The organism is Halomonas sp. KM-1 (genome assembly GCF_000246875.1).
Lineage (GTDB): Bacteria > Pseudomonadota > Gammaproteobacteria > Pseudomonadales > Halomonadaceae > Halomonas > Halomonas aerodenitrificans.
This window is the reverse complement of sequence record NZ_BAEU01000109.1, coordinates 39,955-57,246: the sequence shown is the minus strand read 5'-3', so window position 1 is coordinate 57,246 and position 17,292 is coordinate 39,955. Positions and strand designations below refer to the sequence as shown.

General features: G+C 65.0%; 18 protein-coding genes and 1 pseudogene. 1 reads left to right on the top strand and 18 read right to left on the bottom strand.

Annotated features, from left to right (window positions below):
- Window positions 1–2 precede the first annotated feature (2 nt).
- From B8115_RS11670 to B8115_RS11630, 9 genes are all read right to left on the bottom strand, one after another.
- Window positions 3–986, bottom strand: a complete 984-nt coding sequence (locus tag B8115_RS11670) for a TauD/TfdA family dioxygenase (RefSeq protein WP_026038066.1) — start codon at window positions 984–986, stop codon at window positions 3–5.
- Window positions 983–1,720, bottom strand: a complete 738-nt coding sequence (locus B8115_RS11665; protein WP_010627978.1) for a 4'-phosphopantetheinyl transferase superfamily protein — start codon at window positions 1,718–1,720, stop codon at window positions 983–985. The genes B8115_RS11670 and B8115_RS11665 overlap by 4 nt, the downstream gene beginning before the upstream one ends.
- Window positions 1,698–2,438, bottom strand: a complete 741-nt coding sequence (locus B8115_RS11660) for a thioesterase II family protein (RefSeq protein WP_010627977.1) — start codon at window positions 2,436–2,438, stop codon at window positions 1,698–1,700. Before B8115_RS11660 ends, B8115_RS11665 begins: the two co-directional genes overlap by 23 nt.
- A 4-nt stretch (window positions 2,439–2,442) precedes the next feature.
- Complete coding sequence (locus tag B8115_RS11655) at window positions 2,443–2,676, bottom strand: MbtH family NRPS accessory protein (protein WP_010627976.1); 234 nt, start codon at window positions 2,674–2,676, stop codon at window positions 2,443–2,445.
- Window positions 2,677–2,832: 156 nt separating this feature from the next.
- Window positions 2,833–3,060, bottom strand: a complete 228-nt coding sequence (locus tag B8115_RS11650; protein WP_202949079.1) for a FecR/PupR family sigma factor regulator — start codon at window positions 3,058–3,060, stop codon at window positions 2,833–2,835.
- 60 nt (window positions 3,061–3,120) lie between these two features.
- Window positions 3,121–3,633 (bottom strand): RNA polymerase factor sigma-70, encoded by a 513-nt coding sequence (locus tag B8115_RS11645; RefSeq protein ID WP_010627974.1) that lies wholly within the window; start codon window positions 3,631–3,633, stop codon window positions 3,121–3,123.
- 192 nt (window positions 3,634–3,825) lie between these two features.
- Complete coding sequence (locus tag B8115_RS11640) at window positions 3,826–4,437, bottom strand: superoxide dismutase (RefSeq protein ID WP_010627973.1); 612 nt, start codon at window positions 4,435–4,437, stop codon at window positions 3,826–3,828.
- Between the two features lie 207 nt (window positions 4,438–4,644).
- Entirely contained in the window at window positions 4,645–5,571 is a 927-nt protein-coding gene (locus tag B8115_RS11635; RefSeq protein ID WP_010627972.1) for an electron transfer flavoprotein subunit alpha/FixB family protein, read from the bottom strand.
- A 13-nt stretch (window positions 5,572–5,584) separates the two neighbouring features.
- On the bottom strand, window positions 5,585–6,334 hold the full coding sequence (locus B8115_RS11630) for an electron transfer flavoprotein subunit beta/FixA family protein (RefSeq protein ID WP_010627971.1): 750 nt from the start codon (window positions 6,332–6,334) through the stop codon (window positions 5,585–5,587).
- Window positions 6,335–6,708: 374 nt separating this feature from the next.
- Between B8115_RS11630 and B8115_RS11625 the strand changes: the two genes are divergently transcribed.
- Entirely contained in the window at window positions 6,709–8,379 is a 1,671-nt protein-coding gene (locus tag B8115_RS11625; RefSeq protein ID WP_010627970.1) for an electron transfer flavoprotein-ubiquinone oxidoreductase, read from the top strand.
- 89 nt (window positions 8,380–8,468) lie between these two features.
- Here B8115_RS11625 and B8115_RS11620 read toward each other — a convergent pair whose 3' ends face one another.
- The 9 genes and pseudogenes from B8115_RS11620 to tmk all read right to left on the bottom strand — a co-directional run bounded on the left by B8115_RS11620 (window position 8,469) and on the right by tmk (window position 17,276).
- The gene (locus B8115_RS11620) at window positions 8,469–9,557 is read right to left on the bottom strand and encodes a DegT/DnrJ/EryC1/StrS aminotransferase family protein (protein WP_010627969.1); all 1,089 of its coding nucleotides are present in this window, start codon (window positions 9,555–9,557) and stop codon (window positions 8,469–8,471) included.
- A gap of 11 nt (window positions 9,558–9,568) precedes the next feature.
- The gene (locus B8115_RS11615) at window positions 9,569–10,546 is read right to left on the bottom strand and encodes a Gfo/Idh/MocA family protein (RefSeq protein WP_141638574.1); all 978 of its coding nucleotides are present in this window, start codon (window positions 10,544–10,546) and stop codon (window positions 9,569–9,571) included.
- An 80-nt stretch (window positions 10,547–10,626) separates the two neighbouring features.
- Complete coding sequence (locus tag B8115_RS11610; RefSeq protein ID WP_010627967.1) at window positions 10,627–11,463, bottom strand: sulfurtransferase; 837 nt, start codon at window positions 11,461–11,463, stop codon at window positions 10,627–10,629.
- A 39-nt stretch (window positions 11,464–11,502) separates the two neighbouring features.
- A complete protein-coding gene (locus B8115_RS11605; protein ID WP_010627966.1) occupies window positions 11,503–13,710 on the bottom strand; it encodes an ATP-dependent helicase in 2,208 nt (735 codons plus the stop codon).
- Window positions 13,707–14,264, bottom strand: a complete 558-nt coding sequence (locus tag B8115_RS11600) for a DUF1285 domain-containing protein (protein WP_010627965.1) — start codon at window positions 14,262–14,264, stop codon at window positions 13,707–13,709. Before B8115_RS11600 ends, B8115_RS11605 begins: the two co-directional genes overlap by 4 nt.
- Before the next feature lie 34 nt (window positions 14,265–14,298).
- Window positions 14,299–15,144, bottom strand: a complete 846-nt coding sequence (locus tag B8115_RS11595) for a TatD family hydrolase (protein WP_010627964.1) — start codon at window positions 15,142–15,144, stop codon at window positions 14,299–14,301.
- Window positions 15,145–15,258: 114 nt separating this feature from the next.
- A pseudogene (locus B8115_RS11590) lies at window positions 15,259–15,609 on the bottom strand (PilZ domain-containing protein); the annotation flags it as partial.
- Between the two features lie 24 nt (window positions 15,610–15,633).
- The gene (locus tag B8115_RS11585) at window positions 15,634–16,632 is read right to left on the bottom strand and encodes a DNA polymerase III subunit delta' (RefSeq protein WP_010627962.1); all 999 of its coding nucleotides are present in this window, start codon (window positions 16,630–16,632) and stop codon (window positions 15,634–15,636) included.
- Window positions 16,623–17,276 carry a dTMP kinase gene (tmk, locus tag B8115_RS11580; protein ID WP_010627961.1) on the bottom strand — a complete coding sequence of 218 codons (654 nt, stop codon included), beginning with the start codon at window positions 17,274–17,276 and terminating at the stop codon, window positions 16,623–16,625. Before tmk ends, B8115_RS11585 begins: the two co-directional genes overlap by 10 nt.
- Window positions 17,277–17,292: the final 16 nt, after the last annotated feature.

Sequence of the window (17,292 nt, the reverse complement as noted above, 5' to 3'; positions counted from 1 at the left end):
TATCAAAAGGTGGTGTTGGCGAGGTTGCCGTGGCCTTCCGCCATGGCCACCACGACCTTGCGCGGTCCCTTGAAAGGTGTACGTGCGTGGGCGACCAGCATGTTGTCGAGCATCAGCACATCGCCCGCCTGCCAGGGAAAGATCACGGTCTCTGCGTCCAATACGCCGCGAATCTCATCGAAGATGGCGTCGTCGATGGGGCTCCCGTCGGCGAAGTAGACGTTGCGCGGCATGTCTTCGGGGTCGAGCAACTCTTCCAGCGATTCACGCACTTCCGGCTGCAGGTTGGAGACGTGAAACAGGTGGCCCTGGTTGAACCACACCCGCTCACCGGTGACGGGATGGGTTTCCATGCTCTGGCACAACTGCTTGGTGCGTAGATCGCCATCCGGCTTCCACTCCCAGCGGATACCGGCACGACGGCAGAATGCCTCGACCTCGGCGCGATCGTCGGTGTTGAAGACCTGCTGCCAGGGCACGTCGAAATCGCCGTAGTTGCGTACATAGAGGATGCCGGGCTCGAAGCGCTCGCGGATCTCCACGGGCATGCGGCGGTAGATGGCACGGCTGTCGGCAATCGGCGTTTCGCCGCCCTCCGGCGAAGCGGTGACGCAGTGGAACCAGATCTTCATCGGCCACTCGCGGGTATAGGCCTGCTCGTTGTGCAGCGGGATATGCTGATGAGCAGGATATTCGGTGGAGGTATAGATGCCTGACGAAACCGCTGAGCGTGGCGTTGAAGCGAACTCATAGCTCAGCAGTGGATGTCCAAAGGCGGCGGCAAACTGCTGAAAAGCGTCGACCGAGGGCACCTGGAAGCCACGCAGCAGCACCCCGCCAAACCGTGTCACCAGCGTCTCGACATCGGCACGCAGTTCGCTGAAGGCTTCCAATAACGGCTGGTTCTCATACGCCGGGGAGATCAGACTGGGCAGTTCCGACCCTGTAGGCGCCTTACGCTCGAAGGCTTCTGCGGCGTGTTTCACTGGTGTTGTGCCATTGCTGTGCAAGGCTGGCCTCCTAAAGAGTGTGTGCTGTAGCGTTCGCTCGCCGTCCTGTCGGCACAGGCCAGCGCGGCGATATAGCCTGCCGGCGCGCTGATCGCCCAGGCTTCCAGGGGTGGGGCGGCCAAGCGGTAATCGAGCCGGTAGGCGTTGCGCTGGCCAGACGAGAGGAAGACCGACAGCGCCGGTAGATGCTCGGCGATCCCCACGCCCAAGGCCTTGAGCGTTGCCTCCTTCACGACCCAGCGCTCGATCAGGGGCAAGCCCCCTTCTCCCCCGTCGTGCTCGGCCCGCTCGCTCGGCGATAAAAGCAGGTCGTAAAGCGCTTCGAGCTCGGCGTCGGTATGCTGCCGCTCGATGTCGACCCCCACCGCACCGCTGGACGCCAGTGCAATGAGGGCAACGTTGCCGGCATGCGAGACGTTGAACGCCGGCCCCTCGACACCGGACAGCAGCGGCTTGCCGTAGGCGTTCTCGCTGAACGTCAGCGCATCGGCCGCCACCCCGACTCGCTCCGACAGCAGCCGACGCAGTGCTGCACGGGTGGCAACGGCTCGTACACGATCCGCCAGGTGGTGAAAGCGCCGGGCCCTCGCCTGCTCTGTGTGGCTGAGCAGTCGCCAGGCGTCTGGTGTCGGCTCCCTGCCGGTATCCAGCAGCAACTGCCAGACCTCCAGCTCCGTGGGTACCGATTCAGCCAACGGCAGGCGCTGCATGGGGCACCTCCGCTAGCCGTGAACTCAGCGAATGTTCGATGGCCGCCAGTACTTGCGCCTCCTGCTGGCGAATGAAGAAGTGCCCGCCCTCGAACCACTCCAGAGAGAAAGCCCCGCCCGCCTCACGTCGCCATGCCTCCAGGCGTTCGCTTTCGATGTCGTCATCACGTCCGGCGAAGACCTGCAGCGGATAGTCGAGCGGTGGCCTGCCGCGATAGCGGAAACCGCGGCACAGGCGGTAGTCCGCCGCCAGCACGTCGAGGGTGAGGCGCAGCAGCTCGGGACTTGCGAATACCTCCTCGGGGGTGCCGCCCTGCTGACGCAGGTCGGCGACCAGGGCCTCGTCGTTGTCGAGCCCGGCGAAGCGCTGCGGATCGCGCATTGAGGGCGCCGGGCTCCCCGAGGCGAACAGCATGCGCGGCTGGGGGCGCCCCACATCGTGCAGGCGCAACGCCATACCGTGGGCCAGCAGCGCGCCCATGCTGTGCCCGAACAGGGCAAAGTCGCCGCGCATGCGCGTCGCCTGCTCCTCGCACAGGCGCACCACCAGGGTCTCGAAATCCTTGATGAACGGCTCGCCCAGGCGCTCGCCCCGCCCCGGTAGCTCAATGGGGTGAACCTCGACCCATGCCGGCAAGCGGCGCTTCCAGCGCAGGTACATGGTGGCGCTGGCCCCCGCGCAGGGCAGACAGAGCAGCTTCATCCGTTGGGGATGCATCTGCCTACTCCGCTTCCGCCGTGGCTTGCTGCTCTTCCATCCACTTGCGTAGCGAGAGCGGCCGCATGTCGGTCCAGGTCTTTTCCACGTAGTCGAGGCAGGTCTGCTTGTCGCCGAGTACGCCGGTATCTTTCCAGCCGGCGGGAATCGCCTTCCACTCGGGCCACAGGGAGTACTGCTCTTCGTGGTTGACCAGGACGCGGAACATCCCGTCTTCGCGATCGAAACAACTCGTCATGACGCTTACCTCGTCGGTGCATGGTTTTTTCGAAGCATGCTATTGCTTCTCATTTACCATGACGAACGAGGGGCGAAAGAATTTAAGCCAAGCACAGGCTCATAAGCGAAAGGAGGGAATAGAGAGGAGAGAGAAGAGAGAAGAGAGAAGAGAACGTTACTTGTCTTTGGGGGGTACCAGCCCGGTTATCGTCCAGAGGCGCTCGGCCTCGCGGAAGGCTTCACGGTGTGTCGGCGACGCCGCCAACCAGGCATGTAGCTCCCGGTGCCCGGCATCATCAAGCTCACCATCGTGCATAAGCATCAACCAGTCGAGGGCTGCCTGCCATACAGCATCGCTACCATTGCCCATTTCCACATTGCCTCTTGTCGGGTTGTTGGCCATGGAGACAAGGCCAATTGCAACCATTGTAACAAGATAGCAACAGCGAAGAGATGACAGCAGTCAATCGGCGAAGAGACAACCTCGGCAATGGCTGAGTGCATCGCGAATCATGAAGTTGACCAGCGTGGTCGAAACACCTAGCTGCTCGGCCACCTCACGCTGGGTATGCCCGCCCATGCGATACAGCTCGAAGGCCCGGCGCGTGCGGTCGGGCAATTCGTCCAAGGCCCGCACGACCCGCTCCAACGCCTGGCGATCGATCTCGATGGCCTCGGGAGAGCCGCTCGGCACAGCCACCAGCTCGCCCTGCTCCTCCTCCTTGAACAGAGCCGACTCGAACAGGCACCGCCGCTGTCGGTCGATCGCGAGATTGCGCACCACGCGAGAAGCATAGGCAATAGGCTGCCTGATGCTGAAGACGGCCTGCGCTTCCGATATCTTCAGGTAGGCATCCTGCACAATATCGTCTGCCTGATCGGCGCTACCCAGAATCCTCATCGCCACGCAACAGAGTCGCGCCCGGTGATTGACGAAGATATCTTCGATCTCCGCTCTCCATTTGCACGCGTCCACCGCCAGGCCTCCTGCCTATACGAACAACGAGATGGACATCTTGATGAGCCACGCCAACAATGTCAAATGATAATCATTACTATAAATATTCTTATCTTACTGTCACAACAGGCATTGAGGCCGCTTGAAGTGAAAAAGCCGCAACCCCGAGGGTTGCGGCTTTCGTGGAGCCTGGGTCAGGACGTCATGCCATCAGGCAGTGGCCTGCTGATAGCGGCGCTCCACCTCTTCCCAGTCGATCACGTTGAAGAACTCGGCGATGTAGTCCGGGCGCTTGTTCTGGAACTTCAGGTAGTAGGCGTGCTCCCACACGTCCAGACCCAGCACCGGGGTGTTGCCGTTGGAGATGGGGCTGTCCTGGTTGAGGCTGTTCTCCACCACCAGCTTCTTCTCCGGGGTAACGCTGAGCCAGGCCCAACCGCTGCCGAAGCGACCCAGGGCCGCTTTGGTGAAGGCATCCTTGAAGGCCTCGAAGCCACCCAGCTCACTGTCGATGGCTGCGGCCACCTTGCCCTTGGGCTGGCCACCGCCGTTGGGCGACATCATCTGCCAGAACATGGTGTGGTTGGAGTGACCACCGCCGTTGTTGATCACCGCCTGGCGCTTGTCGGCCGGCACGCGATCGAGGTTGGCGAGCAGCTCGTCGACCGGCATGTCCTCCAGACCCGTTCCCTCGAGGGCAGCATTCAGGTTGTTGACATAGGTCTGGTGGTGACGCGAGTGGTGGATCTCCATGGTCATGGCATCGATGTGCGGCTCGAGCGCATCGTAGGCGTACGGCAGGTCAGGGAGGGTGTGTGCCATGTTGGTCATCTCCTTTGGTGTCAGTGGTTGTGCTGCAATCAAATGAGGTGCGGTCGCCGAGCGGCGATTTCAACCGTCCCGAGCTCCTTTTTCTCAAGGCACGAACACCCTACACCAGACAGAGTGCCCTCGCCCAGAACGTAAAGGCCAATCGGCAAGAAGCCGGCTCATTGCGGAACCGGCTTCTGTGGACATGACGGAGAGAGCTCAGAGCTTGCTCTCGAGCTCCGGCAGGATCTGGAACAGGTCGCCGACGAGACCGTAATCCGCCACCTGGAAGATCGGCGCTTCCTCGTCCTTGTTGATCGCCACGATCACCTTGGAGTCCTTCATGCCGGCCAGGTGCTGAATCGCACCGCTGATGCCCACGGCAATGTAGAGCTCCGGCGCGACGATCTTGCCGGTCTGCCCCACCTGCATGTCGTTGGGCACGAAGCCGGCGTCTACCGCAGCGCGGGAGGCGCCAATGGCGGCGCCCAGCTTGTCGGCGATGCCGTCGAGCAGCTTGAAGTTCTCGCCGCTGCCCATGCCGCGCCCGCCGGAGATGACCACCTTGGCCGCCGCCAGTTCGGGACGGTCGCTCTGGGCCAGCTCCTGCTTGACGAAGCTGGACTGGCTATTGTCGGCAACGATATCGACATTCTCGACAGCTGCGCTACCGCCTTCGCCGACGGCATCGAAGCCGGTGCTGCGCACGGTGATCACCTTGAGGCTGTCGGCACTCTTCACCGTGGCGATGGCGTTGCCGGCGTAGATCGGACGCTTGAAGGTGTCGGCGTCGACCACTTCGACGATCTCGGAGATCTGGCTGACGTCCTTTAGCGCGGCAACCCGCGGCAGCACGTTCTTGCCGGTGGTGGTGGCAGCGGCCAGCACGTGGCTGTAGCCACCGGCCAGCTCGGCCAGCAGCGCGCCCATGGGCTCGGCCAACTGGTGGGCGTAAACCGCGTTGTCGGCCACGCGGACCTTGCTCACGCCGTCGAGCTTGGCAGCGGCCTCGGCCACGGCGCCGACGTTCTCGCCGGCGACCAGCACGTCGATGTCGCCACCGATGGCCTTGGCTGCGGCAACGACGTGGGCGGTGGCACCGGCGAGCTGGCCGTCATGATGTTCTGCTAAAACCAGGATGCTCATGCGATCAGCTCCTTCAAATCACTTTGGCTTCGTTCTTCAACTTGTCCACGAGCTCGTCGACGGAGCCCACCTTGATGCCGCCCTTGCGTTCGGCCGGCGATTCGACCTTGAGCAGCGTGAGCTTGCTGGCCACCTCGACGCCGTAATCGGCCGGGCTCTTGACGTCTAGCGGCTTCTTCTTGGCCTTCATGATGTCGGGCAGCTTGGCGTAGCGCGGCTCGTTCAAGCGCAGGTCGGTGGTGACGATGGCCGGCAGGGAAAGCGAAACGGTCTGCAGGCCGCCGTCGATCTCGCGAGTCACCTGCAGCTTGTCGCCTTCGACCACCACCTCGGAGGCGAAGGTGCCCTGAGGCAGGCCGGCCAGTGCGGCCAGCATCTGGCCGCACTGGTTGTTGTCGGTGTCGATGGCCTGCTTGCCGAGAATGACCAGCCCCGGCTGCTCCTCTTCCACCACCTTGGCCAGCAGCTTGGCCGCGGCCAGCGACTCGACGCGCTCTTCGGTCTCGACATGAATGGCCCGGTCGGCGCCCAGCGCCAGCGCGGTGCGCAGCTGCTCCTGGGCGGCCTTGGGGCCGATGGTCACCGCGACGACCTCGGTGGCCACGCCTTTCTCTTTCAGCCGCACGGCCTCTTCCACGGCGATCTCGCAGAAGGGGTTCATGGCCATCTTGACGTTGGTGAGGTCGACGTCGGAGTGATCCGCCTTGACCCGGATCTTGACGTTGTAGTCGATGACGCGTTTGACCGCGACGAGTACTTTCATGGTGTCCTCGCTTGGTTCGATGGGTGAACCTTTTCGTTAGGGACTCGCTGACGCCCATGGCGTGCCGGGAAGATCAACGACTCCGCGATTCTGTCAGCATGCCTCCGCGCACTCCAGAGCATGCCGTTTCATGCAAGCGTTTGATAGGCGCCGAAGCAAAAAACCCTGCCAATGTGCCATAGCTTGGGCTTTGGCAACAATCCCCTTGCAACAGACCGAAGCGTGGAACGTAGCACATTGGCATCGTAGGGGTATCCTGAGTCGTTTATTATGCCTATCATGAAGAATATCGAGAAGCAAACGACCGTTTTATTTTCCTTCGACGTTGGTGGCACATCCGCTCCGACGCCGAAGCCGAGGGAGGAGCGACTGGCATGTCTGAGCAAGTAGAACGCGATTCGATGGATTTCGACGTGGTGATCGTCGGCGCCGGCCCTTCCGGGCTGTCTGCCGCCTGCCGCCTGATGCAGCAGGCGGGCGAGGCCGGCCAGGAGCTGACCGTCTGCGTGGTGGAAAAGGGCTCCGAGGTCGGCGCCCACATTCTCTCGGGCGCCGTGTTCGAGCCCCGCGCGCTGGCCGAGCTGTTCCCCGACTGGGAAGAGCGTGACGCCCCGCTGACTACCCCCGCCACCCGCGATGAGGTCTACCTGCTCAAGGATGCCGAGAAGGCGCAAAAGCTGCCCAATGCCCTGGTACCCAAGAGCATGCACAACACCGGCGGCGACATGAAGCGCTACGTGATCAGCGCCGGCAATCTGTGCCGCTGGCTGGCCGAGCAGGCCGAAGGGCTGGGTGTCGAGGTGTTTCCGGGCTTCGCCGCCCAGGAAGTACTGCACGACGAGGACGGCACGGTACGCGGCATCCTCATCGGCGACATGGGCGTGGCCGCCGACGGCACCCCCAAGGATAGCTATACACCGGGAATGGAGCTGCGCGCCAAGTACACCCTGTTTGCCGAAGGCGCACGCGGCCATCTGGGCAAGGGCCTGATCTCGCGCTTCAAGCTCGACGCAGGCAAGGACCCTCAGCATTACGGCATCGGTCTCAAGGAGCTGTGGGACATCCCCGCCGAGCAGCACGAGCCGGGATTGGTCCTGCATGGTTCTGGCTGGCCGCTGGCCAAGGACACCCACGGCGGCTGGTTCCTCTATCACGCCGAGAATAATCAGGTAGTAGTCGGCCTGATCATGGACCTCTCCTACCGGAACCCCTGGCTCTCGCCGTTCGACGAGTTCCAGCGCATGAAGCACCATCCGGTACTGGCCAAGCACCTGGAGGGCGGCAAGCGCGTGGCCTACGGCGCGCGGGCCATCACCAAGGGCGGCCTCAACTGTCTGCCGAAGATGACCTTCCCCGGCGGACTGTTGATCGGCTGCGACGCCGGCACGCTCAACTTCGCCAAGATCAAGGGCCTGCACACGGCGATGAAATCCGGCCTGGTGGCCGCCGAAGCGGTGTTCGAAGCGATCGCCGCCGGCGATGAAGGCGGCCAGGAACTGACCGCCTTCAATGAGAAGTGGGAAGCGAGCTGGGCCTACGCCGAACTCAAGGAAACCGCCAGCTTCGGCCCGGCGATCCACAAGTACGGTACCGTGGGCGGCGGGGCTTACAACTTCGCCAATCAACTGTTGGGCGGCAAGCTGCCTAACCTGCACGACACCACCGCGGACCATGCCGCCCTGAAGCCGGCCGCCGAGTTCGAGAAGATCGATTACCCCAAGCCCGACGGCAAGCTCTCCTTCGACAAGCTCTCCTCGGTGTTCCTGTCCAACACCAATCACGAGGAGGATCAGCCAAGCCATCTGAAGCTGCTGGACCCGGAGATTCCCATTCGCGAGAACCTGCCGAAGTATGCCGAGCCGGCTCAGCGCTACTGCCCGGCCGGGGTCTACGAAGTGGTCGAGGACGACAACGGCAAGCCGCGTTTCCAGATCAACTTCCAGAACTGCGTGCACTGCAAGACCTGCGACATCAAGGATCCTGCGCAGAACATCAGATGGGTGGCGCCGGAGGGCGGCGGCGGTCCCAACTATCCCAACATGTAACTGACGGCTCTACTACTGAGCTGCAGCCGACGAGAAGGGCGTGCCACACGGCACGCCCTTTTCTTCATGACTTTTCCTGTCCTATCTCTTCAACCCAGCACTTTTACCAGCGCCTCGACCACCTGCTGCTGCTGTTCCGCCTCGAGGTAGGGATGCATCGGCAGGCTCAGAACCTCCTGACACACCGTCTCGGTGACCGGCAAGCTGCAGTCGGGATCGGCCACGGCGGGCTGGTGGTTGAGCGGCAGAGGATAGTGCACCGCGGTGGGGATCCCGGCGTCAGCAAGCTTCGCCTGGACGTCGTCACGCCGCGGTACGCGAATGCTGTACTGCGCATGCACGCTGGTGTTGCCGGGCGCCAAGCAAGGCGCGTTGACGACGGCGGACTCGACCAGCAGCGCAGCGTAGCGCTCGGCCACCTGCTGCCGGAGCGCCACCTCCTCGTCGAACAGCTCGAGCTTGGCCAGCAGAACGGCGGCCTGGAGGGTATCCAGGCGGCTGTTCATACCGAGCCGGGTATGATGATAGCGGCGCGCCTCACCATGACGGGCGACGAGACGCACCTGCTCGGCCAGCTCGGCGTCGTCGGTGAACACCGCGCCACCGTCACCGTAGGCGCCGAGGGGCTTGCTGGGGAAGAAGCTGGTGCAGGCGACATGCGACAGGCCGCAGGAGCGTCGTCCGTGGCGCGTGGCGCCGAAGCTCTGCGCAGCATCCTCCACCACCGCCAGGTCGTGCTTGCTCGCCAGCGCCCCGATGGCCTCCATGTCGGCGCACTGGCCGAACATGGACACCGGCATGATGGCTCGGGTGCGCGGCGTAATCGCCGCCTCGACACTCTCGGGGTCGATCAGATAGGTGCGGGGATCGATATCGACGAAGACCGGCCTGGCACCGGCCAGCACTACGCTCTCGGCGCTGGCGATGAAGGTGAAGCCGGGCACGATCACTTCGTCTCCCGGGCCGATATCGAGCGCCATCAGGGCGATCTGCAACGCGTCGGTGCCGTTGGCACAGCCGATGCAGTGGGCCACGCCGACATAGTCGGCCAGGCGGCGCTCCAGCTCGGCCACCTCGGGTCCCATCACGTAACGCCCATGCGCCAGCACGCCCTGAATGGCGGCGTCCAGTTGCGGTTTGATGCGTGCCTGCTGCGCGGCAAGATCGATGAAGTTCACCGGCAGCCCCCTCAACCCTGTGCCGTTGCACCGGCCGCACGGGCCGGGACGATACGGGAAAGCTGGGGATGGGCCTCGCCTTCGCTCGGCGCCTCCGGAGTCGCCTGACCCAACTGATAGACGGTTTCCAGGCAGTGCCGTACGGTCTCGATGCCGAAGCCGCGCCCAGAGAGAATCTCGCGGTAACTCACGGTGTGCAGGTCGGTGAACCCACTGGAGAACTCGAACTCTTCGCCGTCGCAGCTGATGCTGCGGTAGGTGGAGTGCTGGCCACGCACGCGTTCGGGCAGATCCTCAGCGTCGATGGAGAGGAACCAGCGCACCTTGGCCTTCTCGTATTCGAGATAGCCGGCGGCCTTGTGCTCGTCATGGTAGTGCAGCACCATGCGCTGCAGCTCGCCGAAGATCACGTGCAGCATGTCGAAGAAGTGAATGCCGATTTCCGCCATCACACCGAACGACTTGCGCGAATCGCCCTTCCAACTGGCCAGATACCACGGGCCCCGTGCAGTGATGTAGGTCAGCTCGACCTCATACCGGTCGTCGCGCTGCTCGGCGATCACCTTGTCCCTGAGTTCGTGAATGGCCGGATGGTGGCGCAGCTGCATGATGCTGTAGACGCGACGCCCGGTCTCCTGTTCGACGCAGCGCAGCTCATCGAGCTGGGCCGGGGTCGAGACCAGGGGCTTTTCGCAGATCACGTCACAGCCGAGATGAAGCCCAGCCGTGATATGTGCGCTATGGAAGTGATTGGGAGAGCAGACTACCCAGTAGTCGACCGCCCTCTCGCGCTGCCGTTTGAGCCGCCAGGCATGCTCGAGAAAATATTCGAACTGGGTAAAGAACGAGCAGTCGGTCGAGATCGAGTCGATGATGCCGACCGAATCGTTGATGTCGTACGCTGCCACAAGGTCATGTCCCGTATCCTTGATCGCCTGCATGTGGCGAGGCGCGATATACCCTGCAGCGCCGATTAGCGCAAAGTTCATATTGTTCTCTCCCCAGATTTCCATTCTGTGTCATCTCCATTGAACCAGCGGCCGACGCTACACGCCAGCCGCGGGGGGATTCAAGCGTTCCCTCTTCCTGAGCGGGCCACAGGCCGTGACGGATCGCGAACCCACTCGCTCCAGGAGCCCGCATAGAGTCGTGGCAGGCTACGTCCGGCAATGGCATAGGCAAGGATATTGTGGCAGGCCGTGACCCCGGAACCACAGTAGGCCACGATGGCCTCGGCCCGCGGCAGCTCGGCCTCCAGCGCCTCGGGCGCCTTGAAGCGGCCGGTGTCGGCGAGATTGGTGGCACTGGGACGACACACCGCCCCCGGTATGTGTCCGGCAACCGGGTCGATGGGCTCTGCCTCGCCGCGAAAGCGCTCCTCGCTGCGGGCATCCACCTTGAGCTCGCGCCCCGAGAACACCTCGTCGGCGGCGATACGCGCGCTGTCATCGAAGGCTGGCTGCCACTGGCTCGGCTCGGGAAGCGGCTCCTGGCCAAGCACCAGCTCTCCGCCCGCTTCCTGCCAGGCCTTCAGCCCACCGTCGAGCACACGCACGTCGGGGTGTCCGGCCCAAATGGCCAGCATCCACCACGCCCGCGCCGCCGCCAGCTGACCGCCCATGTCGTCCAGTACCACGACGGGGCGCTGCGGGGTCACACCCAGGCGGCGCAGAGTGGCGGCAAAGTCATCGGCAGACGGCAAGGGATGGCGCCCCCCTGCCCCGGGCTCGGCCGCCAGATCGCGATCGAGGTCGAGATGCAGGCTGCCCGGCACGTGGCCCGCCTCACACAGGCGGCGACCGGCATCGAGGTCGCCCAACCTGGCGCGACAATCGAATACCTGCGGCGCCCCATCCTTTTCCAGCGCTTGCGCCAGCTCGGTGGCGGCGATGAGTACCTGTTTCATGCATGTTCTCCTTGGGCCAGCTAGCGCTCCCTGGGCCAACTAGGAAGTAGCGGTCTCGGCGGCCAATATCTCGATGGGAGCACGACACGCCAGCAGCCGGCGCCGGCCGGCCTGAATGAAGTTTACCTCGATTACCGGATCGTCGGGATTGCCCTCCACCACCACCACCTCGCCCTCGCCGAACACCGCGTGGCGTAGCCGCAGCCCGGGGCGATAATGCTGAACGGCATAGTCGGCGGTGGGCTCAGCCAACGTGGGCTCTCGCGGCACCAGCTCAATCCCTTCGCAGCCCAGGGCAGCGAGATAGCGTGATACCAGCGCAGGCGACGTCACACTGAGCTGAGACGACGTTTCCTGCGCCGCCGACAGCCGGGCGGCGATCTGCCGGCACTCAAGCCACTGGGTCTCGCCGATGAAACGGCTGGGGCGATGATCGCCGCTGTCGTGCAGCAGCAACAGCTGCTCCCGCGCCCGGGTCACGGCCACGTAGAACAGCCGCCGCTCCTCTTCCAGCCGTTCCGCCGACAGGGGGTTGTCGCGACTGTAGTGTGGAAAGTCCTCCTCGTTGACGCCGGCCACCACGACCAGCGGCCACTCGAGCCCCTTGGCGCCGTGCACGGTAGTGATCAGGATGCCGTCGTCGCGATTCTCGACCGGCCGCTCGAGCAGTTCGATGAAGGCCTCGATATCCGAGGTCTCCCCTGCCTGCTCCACCAGCACATCGAGCAGGCGCACGTCCTCTTCGCCCTTCTCACGCCTTGCGGCGGCCCGCTTGAGCACTTTTTCGGCATCCAGCGCATCGACCACGTGCGCCAACAGCCGGGCCGGGTGCCAGGCGCCGAGACGTGGCAGCTCGCACAGCAGCGTCCAGCGCCGCTTCAGGTTGCGGCGCTGCATCGGCTTGAGCCCAGCCAGCAGGGGATCGTCCCGCTCGGGGTACTGCTGCGTATGGGCCAGGCGCTGGGCCAATGCCGCCAGGCGCTCACGGGCAACGAAGGGGGTCGGCTGCTCCAGCAGCCGCAACAGGTGACCCGGGTCGTGCAGCAGCGCCGGCGTTTGCGAGAGCCGCAGATAGCCTGCCAGCGCCTGCACCAGCGGCAGACGGAAGACGAAGCGATCCTCGCGGGCCAGGCGGAACGGAATACCGGCCTGCAGCAGCTGCAGTTGCACGGGCACCGACAGCGCCCAGCTGCGCACCAGCAGGCACGCTTCACTCAGCGCCCTGCCGCCATGCCGCCAGCGCTCCAGGGTCGCCAGCAGCGCTGCCTTGCCCTGCTCGACGGCAACCTCGGTGGTCGGATTGCCGGAAGCGGCCAGGCACAGCTGATCGGGCCGGCGCCGGTTGGCGGCAATGGCATGATTGGCCAGCAGTGCCAGCGAGTGGCCATGGCGGAAGGTGGTCGAGAGCGGATAGTCGGTCGCTGCGCCGAAGGTGGCGCTGAAGTGCTCGCGCATGGTGTCGGGATGCGCGCCGCGCCATTCGTAGATGCATTGGTTGGCATCGCCCACGGCCATGACGTCCGCGCTGCGCCCCGCCAGCATGGCCAACAGGCGCAGTTGGGCCTGGTTGATGTCCTGATATTCGTCGATGATCGCCTGGTCGAGATAACCTTCCACCCTTCCGACCAGAGCAGAGTCGGCTTCCAGCGCCCGCAGCGGACGGTAGAGCAGATCGGAGTAGGTCATCAGGCCATGCTCGGCGAGCAGCGCCTCGAGGCGCTCGAAGGCCGCGGCGAAGTGCTCGCAGCCCTCGTCGAGGTCGAGTCGCTCGAGCAGCGTGGCGGCGGGCAGCATCTCGGCCTTCACCAGGCCGCAGAAGTGCGCCAGCGCCTCGAGGGTATCGCCCTCGAGGGCCATGTCGCGCCGCTCACCATCCTCCAGCACCTCCAGGGTCGCCTGCCGCAGCAGACGCTCCACCTGCCAGTCGGCGGAAATCAATCGGCGCGGGGCCAGCGCGCCCCAACGGGTCAGGCTCTGGGTCAGGCGGTGGCCGAGGGAGTGGAAGGTACGTACGTCGGGCAGTCGCTGCCCGGCGGGCGCCATCTCGAACAGCCTGCGCTGAAAGTCCTCGCGGGCCGAGCGGTTGAACATCAGCACCAGGATGCGCTGCGCCGGGACGCCTCGTGCCAGCAGGTGCAGCACGCGGGCGACCAGCGTGGTCGTCTTGCCGGCACCCGCCACCGCCGATACCCTGGCGTGTCCGGCACCGTGTTCGACGACGGCACGCTGCTCCGCGGTCAGCCTCACGAGGCCTCGGCGGGCAGTTCGCCCAGTGGCTGCCAGCTACCGGCACTGGTCAGGCCGAGTTCGACGGTGCCGTCGCCCCTGGGGCGCTGCTCGGCGGCCTCCACCAGTCGGTAATAGACGTTGCGCCCGAGGCGCGCCGCGAGACCGAAGCGCACCGGCACTTCGGGCACCTGCGCGCCCTCGGGAGTAGCACTGAGCCGCAGCCGATGCGTTTCGTCCAACCGCAGGCGATCACCGGCATGAGTGGTCAGCCACCAGCAGCCCGCAGCATCGTCATAGTCGGCGTCCACCACCACGAAGGGGCGGTCGACCACGCGAATGCGCTGCTTCTCCACCGGCGTGACCAGATAGTATTCGCCATCCTCCTCACGCCGCAGCAGCGTCGAGAGCAGGCGAACCAGGCGCGGCCGCGTCATTTCACTGCCTTCGTGGAACCAGCGCCCGTCGGCGGCGATCTCCAGGTCCATTGCGCCTGCCTGCCCCGGCTGCCAGCGGTCCAGCGGGGGAATGTCGCCATCGGGCTCGACGTGATTGAGCAGTGGGTCCAGGTTCATACGCCCCCCTTCGACATGAAACTCCCTCTTACTGCTACACCAGACCGGCTCGGGCCAGGATATCGCGCGTCTCGTCGCTGGGCTCGGGCGCCGCACCACGGAACAGGCGGTAGAAGTTGGCCGTGGTCTGCATGGCAACCTCCTCGACGCTGATGCCCCGCTCCTCGGCGATGCATTCGGCGACCTCCACCACCCAGGCCGGCTCATTGGGCTTGCCGCGATACGGCACCGGCGCCAGGTAGGGGCTGTCGGTCTCGATCAGCAGTCGGTCGAGGGGCACCCGGCGCGCCACTTCACGCAGCGATTCGGCGTTGCGGAAGGTGACGATACCCGACAGCGAGATGTAGAAGCCGTGACGCACCGCCTCCCGCGCCATCTCGAGATCCTCGGTAAAACAGTGCAGCACCCCGCCGATGGCCGGATCGCTGTGCTCGCGTATCAGCTCAAGCGTCTCCTCGCGGGCATCGCGGGTATGCACGATCACCGGCAGTTCGAGCTCGGTGGCGGCCACCAGCTGACGCCGGAAACGCTCGCGCTGCACCTCCCGCGACGGCACCCGGTCAGGGGTCTTGTCGAGATAATGATAGTCCAGACCGCACTCGCCGATGGCGACCGCGCCGAAGCGCTCCGCGGCTTCCTTGATGGCCTCGATCTCCGGCTCACGCTCCAGCAGGTGCAGTGGATGCACGCCGGCAGAGATCGCCACGTCATCATGCTCGCGGGCAATGGCGGCAAGTGTCGGCATGTCATCCAGCGTGACGGCAACGGCGAGGAACTGGCCGACGTCACGGGCCCGAGCGGCGGCCAGGGCGTCGGCAAGGTTGCCGCTGTGGGTGGTGGGATCGAGGCGGTCCAGGTGGCAGTGGGAATCGACGAACATGCAGTGTAAAACTCATCCAGTGAATGGCAGGAGCGATTGGCGATTGCGCCAGATGTAGCGCTTGCGGTAAGCCCAGGCGGCAGTCGGACTTGACCGTGGTGTCCGACGGTCGGCTTAAAGCGTGTAGCTCGACGTACCCTTGTCCAGTTGCCCGGCCAGCAGCGTCTCGATACGGTCGCGCACGACATGATCCTCGGGGCTGAAGTGGATGCCGATTCCCGGCACCCGCCGCCCCGCCACGCCGTCGGGCGACACCCACACTACCTGACCGGTCACCGGCACCCGCTCGCTTTCGCCGGGCAGGGTCAGCAGCAGGTAGACTTCCTGGCCCAGCTCGTAGCGCTCACGGGTCGGAATGAAGATGCCGCCGCGTTCGAGCAGCGGCATGTAGGCGGAGAGCAGGGTCTGCTCGTCCTGAATGGTCAGCGACAGGGCCTTCTGCGGTGCCATGAATCTCTCCGTTGCCCTACTTCACGAGGTTACCCTACTTCACGAGCGCAGCAGGGTCGACCAGCGTACCAGCCAGGCCTCGAGGACCAGCTGAGGATTGGGATTGCCACCCGCCGCCAGCAGGCGGCGCTGCTCTCGGGCGAAGTCCAGCAGCCGGAACCAGTCCTGCACCCGGGCATTCTTGACCGCTTGACGGTAGAGCGGAAGGAGGTCGGGATTGCGCACTGTCGCCGACTCCCCCGACAGGCCCAGTCGAATCAAGTCTTCGAGCCAGGCAATACCGTACCATAGTATCGATTCCAGGGACTGGCGGTCGAGACGGGCAGCCTCCGCCACCGGCTCGGCGCCACGCACCAGGGCATCGAAGGTTTCGTGCAGCTGCTTGCGCAGCGCCCGAGAGTCGGGAGTGGCCAGCTCGGCGGCGAGCAGCGGCAAGCCACCCGCAACCTGCAGCCAGAACTCCGCTTCATCACGCCCCCCCAGCGACTTGGCCAGCCACTCGATGCTCTGCTCGTGCTCGGGCAGCGGCAGACTCCAGTGCTGACAGCGGGAGCGAATGGTGGCCAGCATGCGCGAGGGGACGTCGGCCAGCAGCAGGAACTGGGTGCGCGCGCCCGGCTCCTCCAGGCTCTTGAGCAGCGCATTGGCCGCCGCCACATTCATCGCCTCCGCCGGTGAGAGCACGATCACCCGGTGGCCGCCCTGCTGGGCCGTCTGGGAGACGAAGGCATTGACCTCACGGATCGGATCGATACGGATCTGCCGCTTGCCCTCCTCCGGTGAAACGCGCAGCAGATCGGGATGATAGCCGGCAGCCAGCATATGACAGCCATGACACTGGCCGCAGGCCGTCTCGCCCGGCGAGGCACACAGCAGGTAGCCGAGCAGCGCCTCGGCGAAGCGCTGCTTGCCGACACCGCGCGGTCCCGAGAGCAGCATGGCGTGGGGCAGCCGCCCACTGCGATGCAGCGCAAGGAACTGCTGCCACAGCGGAGCATGCCAGGGCAGCAGCGATGTCGCCGGATCGCTCACAGCCATGCGCTCACTCTCGCTTCCAGGCAGGCCGAGAGGCGCGCCTGCACGGTAGCCAGCGGCGCATCGGCATCGATCACCGCCATGCGCTGGGGCGCCGCGGCGGCACGCGCCAGATAGGCGTGGCGCACGGCTTCGAAGAAGGTCGCCTGCTCCTGTTCGAAGCGATCGCGGCTGTCGCCGCTGGCCGCCAGGCGCCCTTGCAGGCGCCGCTGGGCGGCTGCGACGGGCATGTCGAGCAGCAGGGTCAGATCGGGCTCGAGGCCGCGCTGTACGAAGCGCTCCAGCTCGGCGATACGATCCGGCTCGATGCCGCGACCGCCGCCCTGGTAGGCAAAGGTGGCATCGGTGAAGCGGTCGCAGAGCACCCAGGCACCACGCTCGAGTGCAGGACGTATGCGCTGGGCCAGATGCTGGGCCCGGGCGGCAAACACCAATAGCAGCTCGGCATCGGCATCGAGAGGTTCGTCGGCCTTCGCCGAGAGCAGCAGCTCACGAATGGCCTCGGCTCGCGGCGTGCCACCCGGTTCGCGAGTGCGCACGACCTCGACGCCACGGGCCGTCAGCCACTGGGCCACCCATTCGAGGTTGGTCGACTTGCCGACGCCCTCGCCGCCCTCCAGGGTGATGAAACGTCCACGCTGTCGCATTGGGGGCTCCTGTGCC

What these genes read in the sequence shown, in the direction of transcription:
- B8115_RS11665 (WP_010627978.1), bottom strand. Translation starts at nt 1,720, where the DNA reads ATGCAGCGCCTGCCGTTGGCTGAATCGGTACCCACGGAGCTGGAGGTC.
- B8115_RS11660 (WP_010627977.1), bottom strand. Translation starts at nt 2,438, where the DNA reads ATGCATCCCCAACGGATGAAGCTGCTCTGTCTGCCCTGCGCGGGGGCC.
- B8115_RS11655 (WP_010627976.1), bottom strand. Translation starts at nt 2,676, where the DNA reads ATGACGAGTTGTTTCGATCGCGAAGACGGGATGTTCCGCGTCCTGGTC.
- B8115_RS11650 (WP_202949079.1), bottom strand. Translation starts at nt 3,060, where the DNA reads ATGGCCAACAACCCGACAAGAGGCAATGTGGAAATGGGCAATGGTAGC.
- B8115_RS11640 (WP_010627973.1), bottom strand. Translation starts at nt 4,437, where the DNA reads ATGGCACACACCCTCCCTGACCTGCCGTACGCCTACGATGCGCTCGAG.
- B8115_RS11635 (WP_010627972.1), bottom strand. Translation starts at nt 5,571, where the DNA reads ATGAGCATCCTGGTTTTAGCAGAACATCATGACGGCCAGCTCGCCGGT.
- B8115_RS11630 (WP_010627971.1), bottom strand. Translation starts at nt 6,334, where the DNA reads ATGAAAGTACTCGTCGCGGTCAAACGCGTCATCGACTACAACGTCAAG.
- B8115_RS11625 (WP_010627970.1), top strand. Translation starts at nt 6,709, where the DNA reads ATGTCTGAGCAAGTAGAACGCGATTCGATGGATTTCGACGTGGTGATC.
- B8115_RS11615 (WP_141638574.1), bottom strand. Translation starts at nt 10,546, where the DNA reads ATGAACTTTGCGCTAATCGGCGCTGCAGGGTATATCGCGCCTCGCCAC.
- B8115_RS11610 (WP_010627967.1), bottom strand. Translation starts at nt 11,463, where the DNA reads ATGAAACAGGTACTCATCGCCGCCACCGAGCTGGCGCAAGCGCTGGAA.
- B8115_RS11600 (WP_010627965.1), bottom strand. Translation starts at nt 14,264, where the DNA reads ATGAACCTGGACCCACTGCTCAATCACGTCGAGCCCGATGGCGACATT.
- B8115_RS11595 (WP_010627964.1), bottom strand. Translation starts at nt 15,144, where the DNA reads ATGTTCGTCGATTCCCACTGCCACCTGGACCGCCTCGATCCCACCACC.
- B8115_RS11585 (WP_010627962.1), bottom strand. Translation starts at nt 16,632, where the DNA reads ATGGCTGTGAGCGATCCGGCGACATCGCTGCTGCCCTGGCATGCTCCG.
- tmk (WP_010627961.1), bottom strand. Translation starts at nt 17,276, where the DNA reads ATGCGACAGCGTGGACGTTTCATCACCCTGGAGGGCGGCGAGGGCGTC.